Here is a 23752-nt window from a genome sequence, read left to right on the forward strand (position 1 = left end):
AACAAGGGCGGCCGAAGCCGCCCTTGTTTTCCAACCGCACCCGGCATCGATCCGGCGCCGCCTTACTCCACCGTCACCGGCAGCAGCCGCTCCGGCTCGGCCTGGGTCTCGACCACCAGCTCGTCGTCGCGGACATCGATGCTGACCTTGCCACCGTTGACCAGCTTGCCGAACAGCAGCTCGTCGGCCAGCGGACGCTTGATCTTGTCCTGGATCACCCGGGCCATCGGGCGCGCACCCATCAGCGGGTCGAAGCCGTGGTGGGCCAGCCAGTCGCGCGCGGTCGGCGTTGCCGACAGGCTGACGTGCTTGTCCTGCAGCAGCATCTCCAGCTCGATCAGGAACTTGTCGACCACGCGCAGGATGTGCTCGAAGCCCAGCGCCTGGAACTGCACCACCGCGTCGAGGCGGTTGCGGAACTCCGGGGTGAAGCTGCGGCGGATGGTCTCCATCGCGTCGGTGGCATGGTCCTGCTTGGTGAAACCGATCGAACGCCGCGAGGCCTGCGCCGCGCCGGCGTTGGTGGTCATCACCAGCACCACGTTCTTGAAGTTGGCCTCGCGACCGTTGGTATCGGTCAGCACGCCGCGGTCCATCACCTGCAACAGGATGTTGAAGATGTCCGGGTGCGCCTTTTCGATTTCGTCCAGCAGCAGCACGCAGTGCGGCGTCTTGACGATCTTCTCGGTCAGCAGGCCGCCCTGGTCGAAGCCGACGTAACCCGGAGGCGCACCGATCAGGCGGCTGATCGAATGCGGCTCCATGTACTCGGACATGTCGAAGCGGACCAGCTCGATGCCCAGCTGCAGCGCCAGCTGCTTGGTCACCTCGGTCTTGCCGACACCGGTCGGGCCGGCGAACAGGAAGTTGCCGATCGGCTTTTCCGGATTGCCCAGGCCGGAGCGCGCCAGCTTGATCGCCGAGGACAGTGTCTCGATGGCCGGGTCCTGGCCGAAGATCACCATCTTCAGGTTGCGCTCCAGGTGCTGCAGCACATCCTTGTCGGTGGCGCTGACCTGCTTGGTGGGGATGCGCGCCATCTTGGCGACGATCGCCTCCACTTCCTCGACGTCGATCAGCTCCTTGCGCTGGCCTTCCGGCAGCAGGCGCTGGCGGGCGCCCGCCTCGTCGATCACGTCGATGGCCTTGTCCGGCAGCAGGCGGTCGCCGATGTGCTTCACCGACAGGTCAACCGCCGCCTGCAGCGCCTCGTCGGAATAGGTCACGCCGTGGTGCAGCTCGTACTTGGACTTCAGCCCCTGCAGGATCTCGTAGGTCTCGCCGACGGTCGGCTCGACGATGTCGATCTTCTGGAAGCGGCGGGCCAGCGCCCGGTCCTTCTCGAAGATGCCACGGTATTCCTGGAAGGTGGTCGAGCCGATGCAGCGCAGCTCGCCGGAGGCCAGCGCCGGCTTGATCAGGTTGGACGCATCCATGGTGCCACCCGACGCCGAACCGGCACCGATGATGGTGTGGATCTCGTCGATGAACAGCACCGCATTGGGCACCTTCTTCAGCGCGGTCAGCACGCTCTTCAGGCGCTTCTCGAAGTCGCCGCGGTACTTGGTGCCGGCCACCAGCGCGCCCAGGTCGAGCGAATAGATCACCGCATCGGCCAGAACGTCGGGCACCGAGCCCTCGACGATGCGGCGGGCCAGGCCCTCGGCGATGGCGGTCTTGCCCACGCCCGCCTCACCCACGTACAGCGGGTTGTTCTTGCGACGGCGGCACAGGACCTGGATGGTGCGCTCGATCTCGTCGGCACGGCCGACCAGCGGGTCGATGCGACCGGCCCGGGCCTGTTCGTTGAGGTTGCTGGCGAACTCGGTCAGGGCATCGCCCCTCGGCTCACCCTCCCCGCCTTCCATGCGGCTCTCGCCCTCGGAGGAAGAGGACGGCTGCTCGCCCTCCTCGCCCAGCTTGGCGATGCCGTGGGACAGGTAATTGACCACATCCAGCCGGGTCACGTCCTGCTGGTTGAGGTAATAGACGGCGTGCGAGTCCTTTTCGCCGAAGATGGCGACCAGCACGTTGGCGCCGGTGACCTCCTTCTTGCCCGAGGACTGCACGTGGTACACGGCCCGCTGCAGCACGCGCTGGAAGCCCAGGGTCGGCTGGGTATCGCGGCCGTCATCTTCGGCCAGGCGGGACACGGAGGCCTCGATGGCCTGCTCCAGCTCCTGGCGCAGGCGTTCGGTGTCGGCACCGCAAGCCTTCAATACGGCCTGGGCGGACGGGTTGTCGAGCAGTGCCAACAGCAGGTGTTCGACCGTCATGAACTCATGCCGGGCCTCACGGGCGCGCTTGTAGCACTGGCCGATGGTGTGTTCGAGGTCTTTGCTGAACATGGATTACTCCGGCGGCAGATGGGGACAATATGCGGCCTGACTACGCGTTTTCCATCACCCTAGCGGATTGCTGCGTTCAGATGGCGTTAGCGGTACAGATTGCTTGATCTTCATTCACTCCAGGACAGCCCGCCCAGCATGAGCGAACCCTACCTGAGCCGCTGGCGATTGCGGCGTGATGGCGCGGCCATCGAGACGCCCCATGCCCGCCTCTGGCCGGTGCTGACCGCCGCCGGCGAAGCGGCGATGCTGAAGGTCAGCAGCGAAACCGAAGAGCAGAACAGCCATCGCCTGCTGCGTTGGTGGGACGGTGACGGCGCCGCCCGCCTGCTGGCCCACGAGGGGCCGGCGATCCTGATCGAGCGGGCCCACGGCGACTCGCTGCGGCAACGCTCGATCGACGGCGACGATGACGCCTGCACCACGATCCTGTGCCAGGTCCTGCAGCGGCTGCACCGGCCACGGAGCGCGCCGCCAGACGACCTGGTCTGCCTGCGTACATGGTTCGTCGACCTGCTGCAGCCAAGGGCGGCGCTGCCGCCACTGCTGGAACAGTGCAGATCACTGGCGGAGGGACTGCTGCAGCAGGAACAGGAGATCCGACCGCTGCACGGCGACCTGCATCACGACAATGTGCTGGATTTCGGCGCGCGGGGCTGGCTGGCGATCGACCCGAAGCGGCTGCTGGGCGATCGCGCGTTCGATTACACAACGCTGTTCAGCAACCCGGACCTGTGCGGACCAGGCATCCACGTCGCGACACGGCCCGAGCGGTTTGCCGCGCGGCTGGAACAGGTCGGCGCACTGGCGGGGCTGGAACGCACGCGCCTGCTGCGCTGGATTGCGGCCAGCATGGCACTGTCTGCGGTGTGGTTCCGGGATGACGGTGACCCGGCCGAGGTCGACGAGGCGGTGGCACGAATGGCGCTGGAGGCGTTGGCGGAGGGGTGATCCGCGCCTGGCAGGCGCCCATGCTGGTGGGCAAGCGCGCCCGGACAGGCCTCATGCCCTGGTAGGTGCCCACCTTGGTGGGCACGCTCCTGCGGGCCGGGCCGATACGCCCGGACGAAAATCGACAGCCGGTCAGGCCTTTTCCATCGTGCACAGCAGCGGGTGCTGGTTCATCCGCGAGTACTCGTTGACCTGGGCGACCTTGGTCTCGGCCACTTCGCGGGTGAACACCCCGCACACGCCGCGGCCACGGGTATGGACGTGCAGCATCACCTGCGTGGCCTTGTCCAGGTCCATGCTGAAGAACTGCTGCAGCACGTCCACCACGAAATCCATCGGGGTGTAGTCGTCGTTGAGCAGCATCACCTGGTAGAACGGCGGCGGCGCCACTTCCGGGCGCGCGGGCTCCACGGCAACGCCGTGCTCGTGATGGGAATCAGGGGAAGACTCATGGGGCATCTGCCCATTATAGAGGCACGGGCCAGCCTGCGTCGGCCTGCCGCAGATTGGACGGCACGCACGGCCACCGTCACAATTGCACCCTCTCTCAACACTGTTTCACAGGATCTTCATGAAAAGGACCCTTCTTCCCGCCCTGCTGATCGCCCTGGCCGCCGCCGGCTCCGCCGCCGCCGAGACCCAGGCCGACAAGGCCGTGGCCCGCCACCTGGACAAGCTGGGCTATACCTACGAGGTCGACGAGGACGGCGACTACCGCATGGTGTTCGACGTCGAGGGTGATCGCACCCAGATGGTCTACGTGCGCTCGTCGGTGGAAGATTTCGGCACCCACAACATCCGCGAGATCTGGTCGCCGGCCTACAACGCCAAGACCAAGCAGTTCCCGGTGGCCGTAGCCAACCGCCTGCTGGAAGATTCGCAGGACGCCAAGATGGGCGGCTGGGTGAAGCAGGACACCACCGCCATGTTCGTGGTCAAGATCGACGCCGATGCCACGGCCGACCAGCTCAGCGACGCCATCGATGCGGCCATCCGCACCGCCGACGCCATGGAGCTGGAACTGACGAAGAAGGACGAGTTCTGAGTTGAACACCACGCCGGACCCGCGCTGGGCACCGCACGCCACTGTCGCCACCGTGGTGGTCGACGGCGGCCGCGTGCTGCTGGTCGAGGAGACCATCGACGGCCGCCAGGTGCTGAACCAGCCGGCCGGCCACCTCGAGCCGGGCGAAAGCCTGGCCGAGGCAGCCCTGCGCGAGACCCGCGAGGAAACCGGCTGGACGGTGCAGCTGACCCACTTCATCGGCTGCTACCAGTGGACGGCCGGCGACGGCACCACCTTCCTGCGCTTCTGCTATGCGGCGCGTCCGGTCTCGCACGACCCGGCGCAGCCGCTGGACACCGGCATCGATCGCGCGCTGTGGCTGACCCCGGCCGAGCTGCAGACCGCTACGGAGCGCCTGCGCAGCCCGCTGGTCTGGCAGGTGGTGGCTGATTTCCTGGGTGGCCAGCGCCATCCGCTTTCGCTGGTCCGGGAGGTCGCATGAGCACTCCGCGCGTGATGGTGGGCGTCTCCGGTGGCGTCGACTCCTCGGTCGCCGCCTGGCGGCTGGTGCAGCAGGGCGAGGCCGTAGCCGGTCTGTTCATGCAGAACTGGGCCGACGACGGCAGCGGCGACTGCCGCGCCGAGGACGACCGCCGCGATGCAGTGGCCGTCTGCGGCCTGCTCGGTATCCCGTTCCACTTCCGTGATTTCTCCAGCGAGTACTGGCAGGGTGTGTTCGAGCACTTCCTGGCCGAGTACGCGGCCGGCCGCACCCCGAACCCGGACGTGCTGTGCAACCGCGAAGTGAAGTTCAAGCACTTCCTGGATGCCGCCCGCGAGCTGGGCGCCGAACGCATTGCCACCGGCCACTACGCGCGCGTGGCCCAGCGCGGCCACCAGTGGCTGCTGCTGCGTGGTGCCGACCGCTCCAAGGACCAGAGCTACTTCCTGCACCAGCTGGGCCAGGCGCAGCTGGCGGCCACCCTGTTCCCGATCGGCGACCTGGAAAAGACCGACCTGCGCCGGATCGCGCGTGACGTCAGCCTGCCGACCCACGCCAAGAAGGACTCCACCGGCATCTGCTTCATCGGTGAGCGCGACTTCCGCGAGTTCCTCGGCCGCTACCTGCCGGCCAAGCCCGGGCAGATCCTCGACCCGGCCGACGGCAGTGTGATCGCCGAGCACCCAGGCGTCTTCTATTTCACCCTGGGCCAGCGCGAGGGCCTGAACATCGGCGGCGTGCGTGGCCGCCCGGCCGCGCCGTGGTACGTGGTCGGCAAGGATGTGGCCAGCAACGTGCTGTACGTGGACCAGGACCGCGACAGCAAGTGGATGCTGTCCGACCGCCTGCGCTCGGAAACCGCGCACTGGATTGCCGGCGCGCCGCCGGCACGGCGCTTCGAATGCACCGCGCAGACCCGCTACCGCCAGCCCGACGAGCCGTGTACGGTCGAGGTGCTGGACGATGGCAGCGTGCTGGTCACCTTTGCGCGCCCGCAGCGCGCCGTTACTCCCGGTCAATCACTGGTGCTGTATGACGGTGATGTGTGCCTGGGGGGCGCGGTGATCGCCGCCACCGATGCGCCGCTGGAACAGCGCCTGCGCACCACCCCTTCCCCTTTTGAGGTAATCGCTGCATGAGTTTCACTGTCGACGACCGCGTCCTGGCTTTGGCCGGCATTGCCCAGGCCCTGCAGCAGGTACGCCGCATCGCCGATACCGGCCATTCCGACGCCGCTGCCGTGCGCACCGCCGTGGACAGCGTGTTCCGCGTCGACGCGCCTTCGCCGCAGGAGGTGTTCGGTGACCGCCATGCATTGAAGGCTGGGCTGCGCCTGCTGCACAACTACTTCCGCAGCCAGGGCCAGGACCCGATCCTGCCCAAGCTGGCCCTGTCGGTGCTGCAGCTGGAGCGCCGCTTCGTGCAGGACGGCACCACCGTGAACAAGGTCGCCTCCGGCATCGAACGCGCCCAGCGCCAAGCCGTCGAGCTGGGCGACAGTGGCCACCCGGACGTGCTGGCCAACCTGGGTGGCCTGTACGCCGACACCATCAGCCACCTGAAGCCGCGGGTGATGGTGCAGGGCAACCCGCACTACCTGGGCCAGGCCGGTGTGGTTGCGGAGATCCGCGCCCTGCTGCTGGCCGCGGTGCGTTCGGCGGTGCTGTGGCGCCAGCTGGGCGGCAGCTACTGGGACTTCCTGTTCAGCCGCAAGGCGATGATCGAGGCCGTGGACCGCCAGCTGGCCTGAGCCCCATGGGGTCGGATCCTTTTCCGGCAAGGAAAGGGCTCTGACCCCGAAGCCGCCGAGGCGTCGGAAAACCGGCGCATTCAGAATGCACTTCGAGGCACATCGACGTTAAAGAGAAAGGGGGTACGGCCGATACATCCTCCGTGCACCTCCCGAGAACGTCCATGTACTCACGCATTTTCATCCGTCTGGCCGCCCCCCTGGCTCTGACCCTGCTGCTCCCCTTCGCCATCGGTTTCGAATGGCCGGCCGCCCTGCGCTGGGCGATCCTGACCACGATGACGCTGAGCTGGCTTGGCTTTGCGTGGTGGACCACCCGCGCCCAGGCGCACCGTTCCCCGGAACACGCCCGTGTCCTGCGTGAGCAGGACCAGCTGCTGACCGAACTGCGCAACTTCGTCGGCAACGAAATCGACGGTTCGCGTGGCGAAGTGGAACGCGCCCGTGACCTGATCCGCCAGGCGGTCTCCAGCCTGGGCGGCAGCTTCGATGCCATGAATCGCAAGTCGCGCCAGCAGAGCCAGGCCCTGTCGCGCATCGTCGATCGCGCCGGTGACGAAGGCAATGCCGGCCTCGACGTTGCCCGTTTCGCCCAGCACGCCAGCCACCGCATGGAACAGCTGGTAGAAGCACTGGAACAGGTGAGCGGCCAGAGCAGCACCACCGTGCAGCACATCGACCAGATGGCGCAGCACCTGGATGGCATCTTCGCGCTGCTGGAAGACGTCAAGTCGATCGCCGACCAGACCAACCTGCTGGCACTCAACGCCGCCATCGAAGCCGCGCGTGCCGGTGAAGCCGGTCGAGGCTTCGCGGTGGTGGCCGACGAAGTGCGCAACCTGTCCGAGCGCTCGACCACGTTCAACGAGCAGATCCGCAAGCTGGCGCACAGCTCCAAGGACGCCATCGCCAAGGTGCGCGAGACGGTCTCGCACATGGCCTCGCGTGACATGGACCGCTCCCGCGAAGCGCGCCAGGAAGCGGCGGCCATGCTCGACAACGTCGCGCAGATCAATGCCTCGCTGGGCGATGGCATGCGCGAAGTGTCCGAGTGCGCCCGTTCGATCGATGGCAGCGTGGCCGAAGCCGTACGCGCCCTGCAGTTCGAAGACATCGCCACCCAGGCGCTGGGCGGCGTGCACACCCACCTGGACCGCCTGACCGCGATCAACCGTGAAGCGGTTGCCCTGCAGGAGCTGCTGCACCGCAATGGCGGCGTGTTCGACGAAGAGATCGCCACCGCACTGCAGCGCACCGGCAGCCGCCTGCGCGAACTGCGCAGCGAATGGGAACGCCCGCCGCACAAGCCGGTTGCCCAGCAGAGCATGGGCGCTGGTACCGTCGAGCTGTTCTGATCCTGATGTCCGCTGCCGCCGCCGGCAGCCCGCAAGGCCCCGGTCATACCGGGGCCTTTGCCTGTGACCCGCCGTTGGATGCATCCTGTACACGCACCATGACCCTGATCCGCGCCCTGCCCTCCCTCACCGACACCGAGCGCCCGCGCAACGCGAGCGTGCGTGAGCAGCTGCAACAGCTGGAAGAGGTGGCACGTGAGGAGATCCGCGAACTGCAGCAGCTGGCCGATGCGCGGCCTGGCCCGTCTCGCGCGGGTGAGGAGCTGCTGGGACTGGCGTGGGACCTGGGGCTGGATGGGGAAGCGCTGAAACGATAACGGCGCGATGACACAACCTTCGAACAGGCAAACATGATCGACCCCGTGGCCCCGGACGTCCTGCGTGCCTCCCTGCGACGAGCACTTCTGGGCCAGACCCCGGCACAGCTGCTCCAGGCGTCGATCGAGGCAGACGCCGGCATGCAACTTGTCCGGGTACGCTTCGAGTTCGAAGGCCAGCCGTCGGAAGAAGCATGGGAATCCTGCTCATGCGCAGCGACGGAAGTGATTTCCGACTTTCCGGCGCCCTGGACGATCGACGAGGCCTATCTGGCCCGCTCCCTTGCTACTGGACTGTTCCCGCTTGCCTGGGTGGCCTACCTGCGCCCAGGCAATTGACGTTTCGGCTATCCAGGTTCCGACAGCTGCCGATCCAGCCCACGCCTGGATGAGGCGCCCGGCATGGCATGATGCCCCGGTCCCGTTCATGGAAGACCGATGGCCATCGCCCTGATCGCAGTGCTGTTGATCGAGACCGTCCTGTTGATGACCTGGGTGGCCGGCTATTTCAGTTGGGGCATCACCCTGTTCAACGAACGCATCGCGGCGTCACCGGCCATGCAGGCCCGGCTCTCGCTCGGCAGCCTGGAACGTGACCTGCCGCAAGACAAATGGCAGCACCTGGCCTTCCATGCACTGCCGGACGGCAGCATGGCATTCCGCGAGAGCTTTGCGCCTAGCTTCGGCCTGCGCTACTTCCCGGTGATGCGCGGTCGCATCGTACTCAACGTGCGACGGCACGAGGTGCGGGTCATCGGCCTGTGCAGCTGGTTCGTGGCGATCCTCTCACTGCTGCTGTTGCCACTGGTGGCGATGCGCCCGATAGCGGCACCGATGCTGCTGGTGCTGCCGCTGTTCCTGGCCAGCTATCTGGTGCAGAAGCGCCGCTATGCGGCCATCGTCGAACTGCTGCGCATGCAGTTGAAGGCGGAATTTCCGAAGTAGATCCACGCCATGCGTGGATGATGCCCCGCGATCCATGCATTTCGGAATGTTTGCATGGTCCTGGCAACACGCCTCGTCAACACTTGACGTCTGTTGAACCGGGCATTGAGTGAATCCCTATGACGACGCCAGCACCAAAGAGGACGATGCGGGAACCTGGAACTATCGGCGAATTTCTCAACGGCTGGACCAAGAAGCATCGAACAATGCTCCGCTTCATCCGCGCAGGCGACGTATTCTGCTTTACTCGCAATGATGGGTTTTACCACTTCGGACAGATCATTTCCGAGATCCCCATTGGCCATTCCGCACATATTTTTGGGATCCGCCGCAGGGAGACGACCGTTGCCCTTGCCGATCTGGAGCAAGCTAGACCACTAATGAATCCAGTCATCCTGGATAGCTACTCACTCTTTGACAGGAAAAGCGATCAGGATGGGGACTGGCGGGTTATCGGTCGACATGAACTTATCCATGCGACTGGCCTGGAGAACTACTTCTTCGTCTACGGCGCCCCAGGGATCTGGCACAAGAGAAACGCAACCAACTCCATTCACTGCTCTGCAACCGAAGAGGAAGCGGCGGTTCTACCCTCCCTGACTCCGTTGAACAACTTCAAGATATGGAGGGCAATCGACGCTCTCTCTAATCATTGGGCGGAGTAGGTCTGGCCGCCAAAGCCAGCTCATCCGCGGGAACCGGCGGAAAGGACGCCCCAGTCAGTCTTCGCTCTACGGTAACAACCATATTGATGTCGCACGCGCGACAGACCCGCGTCGCTTATAGATGATGATGCATGCAAGCATTCGTGCCGACCAAGTTCGACACCTACCAAAGCAGTTCAATGCGATGCATTGTTCGGCGCATGTGCGCGGTTAGTAGATCCGCGCCTTGCGTGGATGATCGCGAGCACCGGCATTCGTGTCGACCAAGGTCGACACCTACCAGAGCGGTGCGTCGGCGTGCGGCGATCCCGCCGGGCAAGGCCCGGCGCTACCCTCAGCGCACCAGTACGGCTTCGCCGCTGGCGTCGGTACGCATCGGTGCCGGGTGCTGCTGCCGCAGCCACTGCGCCAGGTCGCGCGGGCTGAGCGGGCGTGAGTACAGGTAGCCCTGGATCTCGTCGCAGCCCTGGCGGCGCAGCATGTCCTCTTCCTGGTGCGTTTCCACGCCCTCGGCCACCACCTTCATGCCCAGTGCGTGACCCAGGTGCACGATGGCCTGGGTCACTTCGGCCGTGCCCGAGTCGTGCAGCATGCCCTGCACGAAACTGCGGTCGATCTTCAGGCGCCCCACCGGGAAACGGTTGAGGTAGTTCAGATTGGAGAAGCCGGTACCAAAGTCATCCACCGCCAGTGGCACACCGTGCCGTTCCAGCACGTCGAAGCAATGCCGCAGGATGTCGGTGTCACGGATCAACGCCGACTCGGTCAGTTCCAGCTCCAGCCGCTGCGGCGGCCAGCCGTGGGCATGGCAGATCTCGATCACGCGTTCAGCGAAACCGCGGTCGCGCAGCTGCACCGCCGACACATTGACCGCGATGCGGTCGAAACACAGGCCGGCCCGGTCCCAGGCGATTGCCTGGCGGCAGGCTTCGTTCAGCACCCAGTCGCCGATGCGCACGATCTCGCCGCACTTCTCCGCAATCGGAATGAACTCGGCCGGGCTGCAGTAGCCGATACCGGGCCGGTGCCAGCGCAGCAGTGCCTCGATTGCGGGCGGCTCGCCGTGGTGGGCGTGGAGCAGCGGCTGATAGGCCAGGCTGAACTCTTCGCGTTCGATCGCCCCGTGCAGGGCGTGCTCCAGTTCGAGCTTGCGCTGGATTCGCGCCAGCGCGTCCTGGCTGTAGTACTGGTAAGTATTGCGGCCGGCTTCCTTGGCTGCATACATCGCGGCGTCGGCGGCACGCAGCAGCGAATCGAAGTCGGTCTGGGCATCGCCCAGCATCGCGATGCCGACGCTGGCGCCGACCTTCAAGGTGGTTTCGCCGCGGCGCAGCGGCTCGGCCAGCGAAGCGATCAGCTTGCGCGCCACGTGACCCGCGTCTTCCGGCTCGGCCAGATCGCGCAGCACGACGATGAATTCGTCGCCACTGAAGCGGCCGAACAGATCGTTGTTGCGCAGGTTCTGGTGCAGGCGCGTGGCGGCGGCCTTCAGCAACGCATCGCCGGTGGCGTGGCCGAAGCTGTCGTTGATGGTCTTGAAGCCGTCCAGATCGATGAACAACATCGCCAGCGAGGTGCCGCGGTCGCGCGCTTCCTCGATGGCTTCGGCGGTCTGTTCGCCGAGCAGCACACGATTGGGCAGGCCGGTCAGCAGGTCATAGTGGGCCAGCAGCTCGATGCGCTCGTTGGCCTCGCGCTCGCGGGTGATGTCACGGAACAGCACCACGAAGCGCGGCGGCAGGCCATCGCGACGGTCCAGCTCGATCAGCACCTGCACCCATACGCGCAGGCCGGACTGGCGATAGAAGCACAGGTCCAGCTGCTCGGGCAGTCCACCCGCAGCAATCCGGCCCAGCGCCGCCTCGAAGGCACTGCGCGAATCCTCGGTATACAGCGCCATCGCCTGATCGAGGGTGATCGGCTCCTTGCGCAGGCCATGGATGCGGTAGCACTCCTCGGTCCACTGCATGTGCCGGGTCTGCACCTCGATCTCGCAGCCACCGATGCGGCCCAGCGCGGACACGCGATTGAGCAGCTCGGTGCGCCAGCGGATCAACGCGTCGGTCTGGTGCTGCTCGGTGATGTTCTGCACCTGGCCGAGCAGGCGCTTGGGCTGGCCGTCCATGTCCAGCAGCGGCTGGATCCACAGCCGCAGATGCTGTGACGGCTCATTGCCGCGGGTCAGCTCCAGCTCGAGGTTGGCGGCGCGGCCATCGCGCCACAATCGCCGCCACGCCGCCCGCAACGCGCCGCGCGAACGCGGGTGCAGCTGCTTCAGCCAGCGCCGCTGGCCGGGTACGGCCCCCTGCTCCAGCGCCAGCAGCGAACGCAGCTCCGGCGACCACCAGAAATGGCCAGTGCCGGGGTCGAACGACCAGCTGCCCATGCTGGCGATGCGCTGCGCCTCGCTCAGGTGCAGCTGCTGCTCTTGCAGCAGCGATTCGAGCTGCTTCTGCTGCTCGATATCGGTATGCGTGCCGACCATCCGCAGCGGCTGGCCGTCGGCGGTGCGCGCGACCACGCGGCCCCGGTCCAGCACCCAGCGCCACTGGCCATCGGCCTGGCGGAAGCGGAACTGCGCGCTGTACTGCTCGCTCTGCCCGCGCAGATGCTGGTCCAGCGCGGCACGCACCTGTGCGATGTCCTCGCTGTGCACACGCGCCAGCATCGCGGTGGCGGTTTCATCGCCCAGTGCTGGCGTGCGCGCCACACGGTCGCTGGGAATATCCCAGTCCCACAGGCTGTGGCCGGCGCTGTCGAGCGCCAGCTCCCATCGGCCACCGCCATCAACCGGCACCGGTTCGGGAATGCTCAGGGTGAAGGCCAGCAGGTTGCCGGCACCGTCATGCACGGCACGCAGGTGGCCGTCGTAATGTCCACGCGGGCCACCCGGCAGCGTGCAGGCCACGATGCCGCCATCGGCGGCCATCAGGCGTAGATCTTCCAGCATCGGCGCATAGGCAGCCACGGTGGCCGGCAGGCCATGCTCGCGCGCAGCCGGATTGGCCGCCAGCGGGCGGCCCGTACGGTCGACGATGACCAGCGCCGACGCAAGCGGGTGCTGCAGCAGGCTGGCGATGATCCCTTGGTCCACGCGATCTTGCTCCGGATGACACGCCCGTCAGCGGGGCACGCAGTGGTTAACGGCGCCTGCGGCGGATAATTGAGTGGCCAGGGCACACCCGCGCGGTAAGATGGCCGGCGCCCCTTTCATCCAGCCCGTCCATGCCCGCAGAACCCACCGGCAGCGCCCCAGTTTCCGACCCGCGGATGGCGCAGTCGCTGAGCCGCGACCGGCGCCGGGTGGTGCTGAGCTATCTGGTGATGGCGCTGGCCTGGATGATCGCGACCGACGGCGCCGTACAGGCGCTGGTACCCGACCCGCAGCAGGCCGCATTGTGGCAGGGCCTGAAGGGCGCGTTCTTCGCCGTGGCCAGCGCCGGCCTGCTGTACCTGCTGCTGCGCCCGCTGGCCGAGCACGTGCTGCATACCCATGCCCGCCAGCAAGCCTCCGAACTGCGCCTGCGGCAGATGTTCGAGGGCAATCCCGGCCCGATCCTGGTCTACGACCTGGACACACTGGCGATCCTCGACGCGAACCCGGCCGCCTGCAGCGCATTTGGCTGGGAGCGTGACGAACTGCTGGAGCAGACCATCGACGCGCTGTGGCCACCGGGCCAGGACCAGGCGCTGCAGACCAAGCTGGAAGCGATCCGGGAGGCGCCGGAAGAGCTGTGCATCCTGCGCACCCAGCTGCAGCTGCGCGACGGCAGCCTGCGGCAGATGGAGCTGCGCTCCAATGCCATCAGCTACGACGGCCACAACGCCCGCCTGCTGATCGCCATCGACCGCACCGCCGAGGACCTGGCCCAGCTGCGCCGTGACCAGGCGCTGGCACGGGTCGAGGAGGCACATGAGCTGGCCCGCATCGGCGCCTGGGAACTGGACCCGTCCACCGGGCTCGGCCGCTATTCCAACCAGGTCTATCGCCTGCTCGGCCGACGCCCTCCCGAAGCCCGCCGCTGGCATCGCTTCGACGAACTGCTGGTGCCGGCCGACCCGGCGACCGCCACCCAGACCGAGCAGCTGTTGGCCGAGCTCTGCTCCGGCGAGCCGGTGCAGGTGGACGTGTTGTTGCCATTGCTGTCGATGGACGGTCGTGCACTGATGGTGCACCTGCGTGCCGCCAGTGGCATCGACGAAGCCGGCCGCAACCGCGTGCTCGGCACCCTGCAGGACGTGACCGAACGCGAGCAGTCGCGGCGCCTGCTGCGTGAACGCGAGGAACAGTTCCGCGAACTGGTACGGGTACTGCCCGACGGCGTGGTGATCCTCTCCGACGAGCACGTGCTGTATGCCAATGCCTGGGCCGCCGGCCTGTTCGGCTATGGCAGCCACACCCTGCTGGGTGAGCCGCTGTCGGCCCTGGTCGCGGTCGGCGACCTGGCCCGGGTCCGCAGTCAGCTGCGCGCCGGACAGCCGCATCTGGGGCCTGGCCACAGCAGCGTGGTGGCGATGCAGCGTGCCGACGGCCGCAGCTTCCATGCGGGGCTGGCGGTAGGCGAAGTGCGCTATGGCGGACGCGACTGCAAGCTGCTGATCGTGCGCGACCTCAGCGATTCCGAACGCATCCGCAGTGCGCTGGAGACCAGCAACCGCGAACTGCAGGCCATGGCCGGCCGCCTGTTCTCGCTGCAGGAAGACGAACGCCGCGCGATTTCGCGCGACCTGCACGACGACATCGGCCAGGCGATCACCGCAATCAAGCTGTCCGCCCATGCTGCGCAGGACGAGCATGATCCACAGCGCCGCGCCGAGGATCTGGCGCAGATCGTCAGCCTGGCCGACACCACCGTGGCCAAGCTGCGCGACATCTCCACGCTGCTGCGCCCGCCGCAGCTGGATGCCCTGGGCCTGGAGGCTGCACTGAGCTGGCAGGCACGGGTGCTGTTCCGTTCCTCGCCGGTGGAACTGCTGGCCGAGATCGAACCGCTGCCACAACGTCCTGACAACAGCATCGAGCAGGCCTGCTTCCGCATCGCGCAGGAGAGCCTGACCAATGCCCTGCGCCATGCCCGCGCCAGCCAGGTCCTGCTGCAGCTGCGCGATGTCGGCCAGCGCGGCCTGCACCTGCAGATCCGTGATGATGGCGAGGGCTTCGACCCGGACGGTCCGCGCGGCCTCGGCCTGATCGTGATGCGCGAGCGCGCGCAGAGCGTCGGTGGCCACGTGCGGATCGAGTCCGCGCACGGTGAAGGCACCCTGATCGACGTCCATCTCCCCTACCAGGCGGCCAGCATGGCCGCCGTCGATTCACCGGAATACTGAGCCTATGTGGAATCCCAACCTGCCCCCGGTCAGCATCGACGATGCGCCCGACCGCCTCGGCGCCGGCAACCCCGAGCTGCAGGCGATGGTCGCCGAAGCGGCCTCGGGCGGCACCGCACTGATGCTGATGCACGTGGACATCGACCACTTCGCCTCGGTCAACGAGAACATGAGTGCCGAGGTGGGTGACCAGGCGCTGGTGCTGGTGGCGCAGCGGCTGCAGTCCTACCTGCGCGGGCGCGGCAAGCTGTGGCGCCATGGCAGTGACGAATTCCTGATCGCGGTGCCCCGCACTGCCGACGTTCCGCTGCCGGAGGACTTCGCCGAGGAGATCCGCCAGCAGATGGAACTGCCACTGTCGGTACTGCCGTACACGCTGTTCATGACCGGCAAGCTCGGCGTCAGCCTGTGCCCGGACCATGCCAGCAGCACCTCGCGCCTGCTCGATCACGCCGAGGACGCGCTGTACCAGGCCGCGCGCGAAGGCGGCAACGCGGTGCGCATCCACGCGGTGGATACCCCGCCCAGCGCGCACAGCGAGAGCATCATCGCGCGGCAGATCGTCGATGCCATTCCCAATGGCGAACTGAAACTGCGCTACCAGCCGCTGGTCAGCGCCCGCGACGGTCATGTGGTGGGCATGGAAGCGCTGCTGCGCTGGCAATCGCCCACGCTGGGCATGCTGGTACCCGAACGCTTCATGCGCACCGCCGAACGGCTGGGCATCATCGTGCAGATCGGCACCTGGGTGCTGGAAGGAGCATTGAAGCAGGCCCGCCTGTGGCGCGACCAGGGCTTCGACGACTTCACCATCGCGGTGAACGTCTCCACGCTGCAGCTGCTGCGGCCCAACTTCTTCGCCGAAGTGATGGGCCTGATCCAGGCCGCCGGCGTGCCAGCACAGATGCTGACGCTGGAGATCAACGAAAGCGCGCTGACCAACAACGTCAACTTCGTGCACGAGACGCTGGCCAATCTGCGCAACGAAGGCATCAGCCTGAGCCTGGACAATTTCGGCACCGGTGATTCCAGCCTCAGTGCGCTGGTGCGCTACCCGGTGGACAAGCTCAAGATCGACCGCAGCTTCATCAAGAGTGCGCCGGCCGGCAACCGCGAGGCGGCCATCGCCCGCGCGATCATCGCCATGGGCCATCAGCTGGGCATGACCGTGATCGCCAACGGCGTGGAATCACAGGCCCAGCTGGGTTTCCTGCGCCGCAATGACTGCGATGTATTCCAGGGTTATCTGTTCGGCGAACCGATGTCGGCCGATGCCGCCGGCATGACCCTGCGCCGCCGCTACCTGCGCCCGGAGGCGTTCGCCGAGACCCGCCCGGATCGCACGCTGCTGCTGCTGGACGACGAAGAGAACGTGCTGCGTTCGCTGGTGCGCCTGTTCCGCCGCGACGGCTACCGCATCCTGGCGGCCGGCAACGTGCGCGATGCGTTCGACCTGCTGGCAATCAATGACGTGCAGGTGATCCTGTCCGACCAGCGCATGAGCGACATGAGCGGCACCGAGTTCCTGGGCCGGGTGAAGATGCTGTACCCGGATACGATCCGGCTGGTGCTGTCGGGTTATACCGATCTGAACACGGTCACCGATGCGATCAACCGCGGCGCGATCTACCGCTTCCTGACCAAGCCGTGGAACGACGACGAGCTGCGCAAGCACATCCACCAGGCGTTCCGCACCTACGAGGAACAGCGCCGCAGCAACGCCGGGCCGGCGCCTGCCGAGAGCGGGGATGGCGGCGAGGATCGCCCGTTGCGGTAACGATCCCCTCTGGTAGCGCCGGCCGCTGGCCGGCTGCTCTGGATGTCGGGTTCAATGAGGTTGCCAGCCAACGGCCGGCACTACCATGAGCGGTCAGCGCGGCTGCTTCACCGGCAGCACCACGCGGAAGCGCGAGCCCACGCCCGGTGTGCTGTCCAGGTCGATGCGGCCGTGGTGCTTGTTGATGATGCTGTAGGAAATCGACAGGCCCAGGCCGGTGCCGCTGCCGACCGGCTTGGTGGTGAAGAACGGATCGAAGATGCGCTGGCGCAGTTCCGGCGAGATGCCGCCGCCAGTGTCTTCAAATTCGACCCATACATGGTCACCCTCAACACCGGTACGCACGGTGATGGTGCCGCGCTCGGCGATGGCATGGCCGGCGTTGAGCAGCAGGTTCATGTAGACCTGGTTCAACTCCGACGGCAGGCATTCCACCAGCGGCAGCTGGCCGAACTCGCGTACCAGGGTGACCTTGTACTTCAGTTCGTTCCAGATGATGTTGATGGTCGATTCCAGGCCCGCGTGCAGGTCGACCAGCTTCCATGACTCGTCGCGGCCGGAATACGAGAAATCCTTCAGATCACGCACGATGCGCGTCACCCGCTCGATGCCTTCGCGCGACTCGGCCATCAGCTGCGGCAGGTCGCGGCTGATGAAATCGATGTCCAGGCGGTCACGGATATCGTCGATTTCCGGGATCAGCGCCTTCGGGTCGGGCGCTCGCAACGCGCGTTCATAGGCTTCGATCACGGTGAACAGGCTGCGCAGGTACTCCTGCAGGCTGCCCAGGTTGGAGTGCACGTAGCCGATCGGGTTGTTGATCTCGTGCGCTACGCCGGCGGCGAGCTGGCCGATCGAGGCCATCTTCTCCGACTGCAGCAGCTTTTCCTGGGTACCGTTGAGGCGCAGGTAGGCCTGGCGCAGCTCTGCATGGCGCTGCTGCAGTTCGCGCTCGTAGTCCTCCTGCCCTTCGATGTGGCGGAACAGCGCCAGGAAGTGCCCTTGGCCGACCGGGCCGTGGTGGTAGAGGTGCGCGATGACCACGCCCTCGCCCAGCGGCAGGCTGCCGTTCCAGTGGCCGTGCTGACGCGCCTGCTCCAGCGCATCGGGCGGCAGCAGTTCGCGCAGGCGCTGCGGCGGCGGCAATGCGCCGTCTTCGCCGCTGGCGAGCAGGTTCTGCGCGGCGGGGTTGGCCAGCGCCACCTGCCCGTCTTCAGTGAACAGCAGCAAGCCTTCGCGCAGGCGCTCAAGCAACGCCTGCAGCACCGGCTGCGGCGGAAGGGGGGCGGTAACCAGGGCGTTGGCAGCGGACACGGCGACTCGGGGCATTCGAACAGGCGCCCAATATACGCGGTCACGCAGCGGGCTTCAGCCCGCGGGAATGGGTTGTGCGACCGCCGTCGCGTCAGGCGACGGCGAGTGGGCGGCGCGCAGTGACCGTGTGTGACTGGCCCTTGGCGTCGTACGCCGAGGCGTCCTCGGTGCGGCCCAGCTGGCGCAGCGCCCAGTTGACCTCGCGGCGGCGGCGCGACAGCAGCACACCGTTGGCACGGTTGCGTTCGGCCAGTTCCTGCAGCTGTTCGCCCTCCCCGACCGGCGGCGCGCCTTCCAGCGCACGCAGCGCCTCCAGCTTGGCCCCGGTGGCCCGGATCAGGGCGTGCACGTCGTGCTCGACCAGGGCCTGGCGTTCGACGTCCAGGGCCTGGGCAAGGCGCTGCAGCGGCTCGCTCATCGCCGCGGTCATCCGTGCAGCTGCTGGTCCAGCTCGAGCATGCGCGATGCGATCGCGTCCGGATTGATCTTGTAGGTGCCGTTCTGCAGCGACTCGCGCACGGCGGCCACGCGCTGGGCGTCGATCGCCGGGGCGGTGGTCAGCTCACGCTCGATGGCCTGCAGATTGGTGGCCTCGCCGGTCAGGCGCAGGCTGTCGGCCGCTTCGACCGGGCGCGCCGCCGCATCGGTGCTGACGCCGGGCTTGTTGGCCGGGCTCGTCACGCTGCGCAGTGCCTGGGGGACCTGCAGGTTGCCGTCGATTTTCTGGCTCATGGGGTGTCCTGGAGTTGCCGTTCACAAGGGATAACGGCCTCAGGGCCGTGATCTTTAGGGATATTTTGCGGTAATTCAACGCGCCACGATTACGTCACCTGCGGCATCGACCGTGCCCTGCACGATCCGCCGCGAGGACAGGTTCTCGACCGAGACCCGCTCGTTCTCACCGGCATCACCCATCGCGCGGCCGGCAACACGGACCTCGACCGAGCCACGACGCGAGACCAGGGCCACATTGTCTCCGCGCTTGATGAGACGCTGCACCACCAGATCATTGCTCGACAGCAGGGCTCCGGCCTGCAACGGGCGGCGGGCGATGCGGCCGATCGCCGCGTTGGGATCGGCCAGCACCGCACCGGCAATCCGCGCGGCGTCACGCTGGGCAGTGGTGATATCGGCGGCGGAGATGGTTTCTCCAGTGCCGATTCCACGGTTGAGCACCAGCACGGTCTGGTTGCGCCGCACCTTCACTGGCACGAACAGTCGCCAGCCGCCGGCATCGGGGCAGCTGACCTCCACCGTGGTGTTGGCGGTGGGCTGCACCTGCAGCGCCCCCCCACACTTCGGCAGGCGAAGCGCATCGGCCACCTGGGCCTCACCTTCACTGCCGGCCGGCAGCGTCGACAACGCCGCAGCACGGATGCTGGCCACCGGCTGCCAGTCGGCGGCGGACGCGCACGGCGAGGCCAGCGCCAGCGCGATGGCGAACAGAGATGTGACCCGGCGCATGGCGCCTCCTGTCGAAGGGATCTGGCCCAGGTGCGTGCAAGGGGTGTGCCAGAGCACCGCCCTTGTAGAGTCGAGCATGGCTCGACCCCACAAATGCGGCTTGGAGCACGCGGGCGGCAGAGCGGCCTCAAGTTCGGCGCCCAACACGCCGATACAGCAGCCATGTCCCATGACCTGCTCAACCGGATCGACCAGCGGACCCGTCTGGCCGGCCACAACCGCCTGGCGCTGCTGCTGTTCCGTCTCGGCGGACGTCAGCTTTTTGGCGTCAATGTCTTCAAGGTGCAGGAAGTCCTGCGGCGCCCGGAGCTGTTCCAGGTGCCCGGGCTGCCCACCCAGTTCTCCGGCGTTGCGGACGTCCGCGGCCGCTCGGTACCGGTGCTGGACCTGGGCCTGGCGATCGGCCACCCCGAGCGTGAGCCCGATGCGGACACCTCGCCCGGCTACCTGGTCGTCACCGAGTTCAACCGTTCGATCCAGGGCTTCCTGGTCAGCGGCGTGGAGCGGATCGTCAACATCGCGGTGGAAGACATCCACCCGCCGCCGGAACTGGGCGCCGAATCCAGCTACCTGACCGCAGTCACCCGCTTCCAGGGCGAGCTGATCCAGGTGATCGACGTTGAAAGCGTGCTGGCCGACATCGCCCAGGTGCGTGGCGAGGCGGTATTGGACCCGACACTGGCAATGCCGGCCGACGGCCCGCAGCTGCAGGTGCTGGTGGTGGACGACTCGCGCGTGGCCCGCCAGCAGATCCGCAGCGTGCTGGACCAGCTGGGGGTGGGCGCCACCCTGCTCTCCGATGGCAGGCAGGCGCTGGACCACCTGCTGCAGATCCATGCCTCGGGCGAGAACCCGGCCGAACGCTACGCCATGGTCATCTCGGACATCGAGATGCCGGCCATGGACGGCTATACGCTGACGACGGAAATCCGGCGCCACCCGGGCCTGGCCGGCCTGTACGTGCTGCTGCATACCTCGCTGTCGGGCGTCTTCAACAATGCGATGGTCGAGCGCGTCGGTGCCAACGCCTTCGTCGCCAAGTACTCGCCGCACGAGCTGGCCGACTTCGTGCTGGACCGCCTGCGCAAGGTGGCGATGGCGGCGTAAGGCCGGCCGCGGGGTCGGATCCCGGAACGGGCTCCGACCCCGCATCGCAACGCGTCGACCACGGGGTCAGAGCCCCTGCGGGGATCTGACCCCACGCCTTTGGCACACCCCTTGCAGCTTCCCGGGCAACGTTCCCGTGGGAGTGCACCGTGCGCAACCTGATTACCGACTACCTGGGCGTCCATGCCCAGGCCATGCCGTTGCGCGAACAGCGGATGAAGCTGATCGCCAGCAACCTCGGCAATGCCGACACTCCCGGCTACAAGGCCCAGGACCTGGACTTCGATGCCGCCCTGCGCCACGCCCAGGGGCAGGATGCCAATGGCCTGATGGCCACCACCCACGAGCAGCACTACGAAATCAGTAGTGGCCTGAATCCGTTCCAGATCGCGCGCGAAGGCGTGCAGCCCAGCCTGGACGGCAACACCGTCGATCCCGATGCCGAGCGTGCCGCCTATGGCCGTGCCGCGCTCGAGTACCGCGCCTCGCTCAGCTTCGTCGAGAGCAAGGTGCGTTCCATGCTGACCGCGATCACGGGGCAATAAGCCATGAGCAACCTGCCGATCTTCGATATCGCCGGCTCCGCGCTGCAGGCGCAGTCGGTGCGCATGAGCACCATCGCCTCCAACCTCTCCAACGCCGACACCGTCGCCGGTTCCGCCGATGCCGTTTACAAGCCGCTGGAGCCGATCTTCCAGGCCGTGACCAGCAAGAACGATCCGAACATCACGTCGGTGAAGGTCAAGGAGATCACCCAGAGCGAGGCAGCGCCGATCAAGCGCTACGAGCCCGGCCATCCGCTGGCCGACGCCGATGGCTACATCTACCAGCCCGACGTCGATCCAGTGGCACAGATGGTCAACCTGATCTCGACCTCGCGCAATTACCAGGCCGGCGTGGAAATGCTGACCACCGCCAAGGAACTGGCCCTGGCCACCCTGACCATGGGCCGCTGAGGCCCGCAGCACCGGATACCGCCATGACCACCGCCGTCAACAACCAGACCAGCCAGGACGTCTATTCCGCGCTGGGCCTGAACGCCCCGAACAGCAACGCCACCAAGAAGAAGAACACGCTGGACCAGGCCGACTTCCTGCGCCTGATGACCGAGCAGCTGCAGCACCAGGATCCGCTGAAGCCGATGGACAACACGCAGATGGTCGCGCAGATGGCGCAGATGTCCACCGTGCAGGGCATCACCGATCTGAACAAGACGGTGAAGGGCTTCCAGGAGTCGATGGCCAGCGACCAGGTGCTGCGTGGTGCTGCGCTGGTCGGCCACCAGGTACTGGTGCCATCGGAAAAGCTGGTGCTGGAAAAGGAAGGCAGCGTCGAGGGCACGGTGGCCGCACCGTCGGCCGGCATCATCACCGTGGACATCACCGATGCCAACGGCGCCAAGGTCACCTCGCTGAGCGTTGAAGCCAAGGCCGCCGGCGAAACCGCCTTCAAGTGGGACGGCAAGGACGCCAACGGCAAGCGGATGGAACCGGGCAAGTACTCGGTTGTCGCCAACCACGTCGACACCACCGGCAAGAGCACCAAGCTGTCCACCTACGTGCAGGCACCGGTGGAAAGCGTGACCGTCGGTTCCGACGGCCTGTACCTGAACCTCAAGGGCCTGGGCACGGCCCCGATCGACTACGTGCTCCGCGTCAGCTGAGCCGCACACCCCGTACTTACCAGGAGCATCCCATGGGCTTCAATGTCTCGCTGTCCGGCATCAATGCCGCCAATTCCGACCTGAGCGTCACCGCCAACAACGTCGCAAACGTCAACACCACCGGCTTCAAGGAATCGCGCGCCGAGTTCGCCGACCTGTTCTCGGCCACCGGCTACGGCCTGTCGAAGAACGCGGTCGGCTCGGGCGTGCGCGTTTCCAACGTTGCCCAGCAGTTCAAGCAGGGCCACAACGAACAGACCGGCCGCAGCCTGGACATGGCCATTTCCGGTGAAGGCTTCTTCACCATGAACATGAATGGCTCGCGCGTCTACTCGCGTGCCGGCAACTTCCAGACCGATGCATCCGGCTATGTGGTCAACCCACAGGGCGCCCGCCTGCAGGTGTTCGCACCGAATGCCGATGGCACCAACTTCGATGCCGGCCGCATGGTCGACCTGCAGCTGCTGACCACCGACAGCCCGCCGAAGCAGACCAGCGAAGTGAAGGTCGGCTTCACCCTGCCGGCCAACGCCAAGCAGCCGACCGTCACCACCTTCGATCCGACCGATTCGAACAGCTACAACCACTCCAGCGGCGGCATCACCGTGTACGACTCGCTGGGTGTCAGCCACATCCAGGTCTCGTACTTCGTGAAGGGTGCCAACCCGAACGAGTGGACCGTGCGCAACTACGTTGACGGCCAGCCGGCGGGCAACCCGACCCCGGTCACCTTCGACAACAGCGGCAAACTGACGGCACCGACGGACGGCAAGGTCAGCCTCGGCACCTTCACCCCGACCACCGGTGCCGGCGTGCTGAACATGACACTGGATATCAACGGCTCGACCCAGTACGGCGAGAAGTTCGCGCTGCGCAACACCCAGCAGGACGGCTACGCCGCCGGCAAGCTCAACGAAATCACCGTGTCGGAAACCGGCGTGGTCTACGCCCGTTACTCCAACGGTGCCGACAAGCCGCTGGGCCAGGTTGCGCTGACCACCTTCAACAATCCGCAGGGCCTGGAATCGAAGGGCAACAACCTGTGGGTGGATACCTTCAGCTCGGGCACGCCGCGCACCGGCATGCCGGACACCTCCAACCTCGGCAAGATCCAGGCCGGTTCGCTGGAAGCGTCCACCGTCGACCTCACCGAGCAGCTGGTCAACATGATCACCGCGCAGCGCAACTTCCAGGCCAACGCGCAGATGATCACCACCCAGGACCAGATCACCCAGACCGTCATCAACATCCGTTGATGAC

Annotated in this window: 24 protein-coding genes; 17 read left to right on the plus strand and 7 right to left on the minus strand. The window is 66.6% G+C overall.

From position 1 onward, the window contains the following. Positions 1-62 precede the first annotated feature (62 nt). Positions 63-2348, minus strand: a complete 2286-nt coding sequence (gene clpA / locus VPH47_RS10710) for an ATP-dependent Clp protease ATP-binding subunit ClpA (RefSeq protein WP_368850773.1) — start codon at positions 2346-2348, stop codon at positions 63-65. Between the two features lie 138 nt (positions 2349-2486). On the opposite strand from clpA, the gene VPH47_RS10715 reads away from it, so the two are divergent. Continuing rightward, on the plus strand, positions 2487-3299 hold the full coding sequence (locus VPH47_RS10715; RefSeq protein ID WP_368850774.1) for an APH(6) family putative aminoglycoside O-phosphotransferase: 813 nt from the start codon (positions 2487-2489) through the stop codon (positions 3297-3299). Positions 3300-3431: 132 nt separating this feature from the next. Here VPH47_RS10715 and clpS read toward each other — a convergent pair whose 3' ends face one another. Further along, the gene (gene clpS, locus VPH47_RS10720) at positions 3432-3758 is read right to left on the minus strand and encodes an ATP-dependent Clp protease adapter ClpS (protein ID WP_006444529.1); all 327 of its coding nucleotides are present in this window, start codon (positions 3756-3758) and stop codon (positions 3432-3434) included. Positions 3759-3870: 112 nt separating this feature from the next. On the opposite strand from clpS, the gene VPH47_RS10725 reads away from it, so the two are divergent. From VPH47_RS10725 to VPH47_RS10765, 9 genes are all read left to right on the plus strand, one after another. Continuing rightward, positions 3871-4344, plus strand: coding sequence for a hypothetical protein (locus VPH47_RS10725; RefSeq protein WP_032127360.1), 474 nt, complete (start codon positions 3871-3873; stop codon positions 4342-4344). A gap of 1 nt (position 4345) precedes the next feature. Then, a complete protein-coding gene (locus VPH47_RS10730) occupies positions 4346-4807 on the plus strand; it encodes an NUDIX hydrolase (RefSeq protein ID WP_368850775.1) in 462 nt (153 codons plus the stop codon). Further along, complete coding sequence (mnmA, locus tag VPH47_RS10735) at positions 4804-5946, plus strand: tRNA 2-thiouridine(34) synthase MnmA (RefSeq protein WP_107431878.1); 1143 nt, start codon at positions 4804-4806, stop codon at positions 5944-5946. The genes VPH47_RS10730 and mnmA overlap by 4 nt, the downstream gene beginning before the upstream one ends. Next, positions 5943-6557, plus strand: coding sequence for a high frequency lysogenization protein HflD (hflD, locus tag VPH47_RS10740; protein WP_368850776.1), 615 nt, complete (start codon positions 5943-5945; stop codon positions 6555-6557). The genes mnmA and hflD overlap by 4 nt, the downstream gene beginning before the upstream one ends. Before the next feature lie 164 nt (positions 6558-6721). After that, on the plus strand, positions 6722-7912 hold the full coding sequence (locus tag VPH47_RS10745; protein WP_010485867.1) for a methyl-accepting chemotaxis protein: 1191 nt from the start codon (positions 6722-6724) through the stop codon (positions 7910-7912). A gap of 98 nt (positions 7913-8010) precedes the next feature. Beyond that, entirely contained in the window at positions 8011-8229 is a 219-nt protein-coding gene (locus VPH47_RS10750; protein WP_368850777.1) for a hypothetical protein, read from the plus strand. Between the two features lie 33 nt (positions 8230-8262). Next, positions 8263-8568 carry a hypothetical protein gene (locus VPH47_RS10755; protein ID WP_110712246.1) on the plus strand — a complete coding sequence of 102 codons (306 nt, stop codon included), beginning with the start codon at positions 8263-8265 and terminating at the stop codon, positions 8566-8568. A 99-nt stretch (positions 8569-8667) separates the two neighbouring features. After that, positions 8668-9174, plus strand: a complete 507-nt coding sequence (locus VPH47_RS10760) for a hypothetical protein (protein WP_368850778.1) — start codon at positions 8668-8670, stop codon at positions 9172-9174. 206 nt (positions 9175-9380) lie between these two features. Further along, the gene (locus VPH47_RS10765; RefSeq protein ID WP_368850779.1) at positions 9381-9839 is read left to right on the plus strand and encodes an Imm26 family immunity protein; all 459 of its coding nucleotides are present in this window, start codon (positions 9381-9383) and stop codon (positions 9837-9839) included. 334 nt (positions 9840-10173) lie between these two features. On the opposite strand, the gene VPH47_RS10770 is transcribed toward VPH47_RS10765, so the two are convergent. Beyond that, positions 10174-12933 (minus strand): EAL domain-containing protein, encoded by a 2760-nt coding sequence (locus VPH47_RS10770; protein WP_368850780.1) that lies wholly within the window; start codon positions 12931-12933, stop codon positions 10174-10176. Between the two features lie 131 nt (positions 12934-13064). On the opposite strand from VPH47_RS10770, the gene VPH47_RS10775 reads away from it, so the two are divergent. Then, positions 13065-15167 carry a PAS domain-containing sensor histidine kinase gene (locus tag VPH47_RS10775; RefSeq protein ID WP_164161863.1) on the plus strand — a complete coding sequence of 701 codons (2103 nt, stop codon included), beginning with the start codon at positions 13065-13067 and terminating at the stop codon, positions 15165-15167. A 4-nt stretch (positions 15168-15171) separates the two neighbouring features. Further along, positions 15172-16944: an EAL domain-containing protein gene (locus tag VPH47_RS10780; RefSeq protein ID WP_110712242.1), complete on the plus strand. Its 1773-nt coding sequence runs from the start codon at positions 15172-15174 to the stop codon at positions 16942-16944. Between the two features lie 93 nt (positions 16945-17037). Here the strand turns inward: VPH47_RS10780 and VPH47_RS10785 are convergent, their stop codons facing one another. The 4 genes from VPH47_RS10785 to flgA form a co-directional block, all read right to left on the minus strand. Further along, on the minus strand, positions 17038-18258 hold the full coding sequence (locus tag VPH47_RS10785; protein WP_110712241.1) for an ATP-binding protein: 1221 nt from the start codon (positions 18256-18258) through the stop codon (positions 17038-17040). A gap of 91 nt (positions 18259-18349) precedes the next feature. After that, a complete protein-coding gene (locus VPH47_RS10790; protein ID WP_006366325.1) occupies positions 18350-18688 on the minus strand; it encodes a flagellar protein FlgN in 339 nt (112 codons plus the stop codon). Beyond that, complete coding sequence (gene flgM / locus VPH47_RS10795; protein WP_110712240.1) at positions 18685-18990, minus strand: flagellar biosynthesis anti-sigma factor FlgM; 306 nt, start codon at positions 18988-18990, stop codon at positions 18685-18687. Before flgM ends, VPH47_RS10790 begins: the two co-directional genes overlap by 4 nt. Before the next feature lie 75 nt (positions 18991-19065). Further along, the gene (gene flgA / locus VPH47_RS10800) at positions 19066-19722 is read right to left on the minus strand and encodes a flagellar basal body P-ring formation chaperone FlgA (protein ID WP_368850781.1); all 657 of its coding nucleotides are present in this window, start codon (positions 19720-19722) and stop codon (positions 19066-19068) included. 162 nt (positions 19723-19884) lie between these two features. Here flgA and VPH47_RS10805 point away from each other — a divergent pair, with 162 nt between their 5' ends. The 5 genes from VPH47_RS10805 to flgE all read left to right on the plus strand — a co-directional run bounded on the left by VPH47_RS10805 (position 19885) and on the right by flgE (position 23748). After that, a complete protein-coding gene (locus VPH47_RS10805; protein ID WP_164161867.1) occupies positions 19885-20829 on the plus strand; it encodes a chemotaxis protein in 945 nt (314 codons plus the stop codon). A gap of 149 nt (positions 20830-20978) precedes the next feature. After that, positions 20979-21374, plus strand: coding sequence for a flagellar basal body rod protein FlgB (gene flgB, locus VPH47_RS10810; protein WP_005409576.1), 396 nt, complete (start codon positions 20979-20981; stop codon positions 21372-21374). 3 nt (positions 21375-21377) lie between these two features. Then, a complete protein-coding gene (gene flgC / locus VPH47_RS10815) occupies positions 21378-21785 on the plus strand; it encodes a flagellar basal body rod protein FlgC (protein WP_005416461.1) in 408 nt (135 codons plus the stop codon). 23 nt (positions 21786-21808) lie between these two features. Further along, positions 21809-22492 (plus strand): flagellar hook capping FlgD N-terminal domain-containing protein, encoded by a 684-nt coding sequence (locus VPH47_RS10820; RefSeq protein WP_164161868.1) that lies wholly within the window; start codon positions 21809-21811, stop codon positions 22490-22492. Positions 22493-22524: 32 nt separating this feature from the next. Then, positions 22525-23748, plus strand: a complete 1224-nt coding sequence (flgE, locus tag VPH47_RS10825; RefSeq protein ID WP_094001372.1) for a flagellar hook protein FlgE — start codon at positions 22525-22527, stop codon at positions 23746-23748. Positions 23749-23752: the final 4 nt, after the last annotated feature.

The organism is Stenotrophomonas sp. WED208, assembly GCF_040984485.1.
Lineage (GTDB): Bacteria > Pseudomonadota > Gammaproteobacteria > Xanthomonadales > Xanthomonadaceae > Stenotrophomonas > Stenotrophomonas riyadhensis.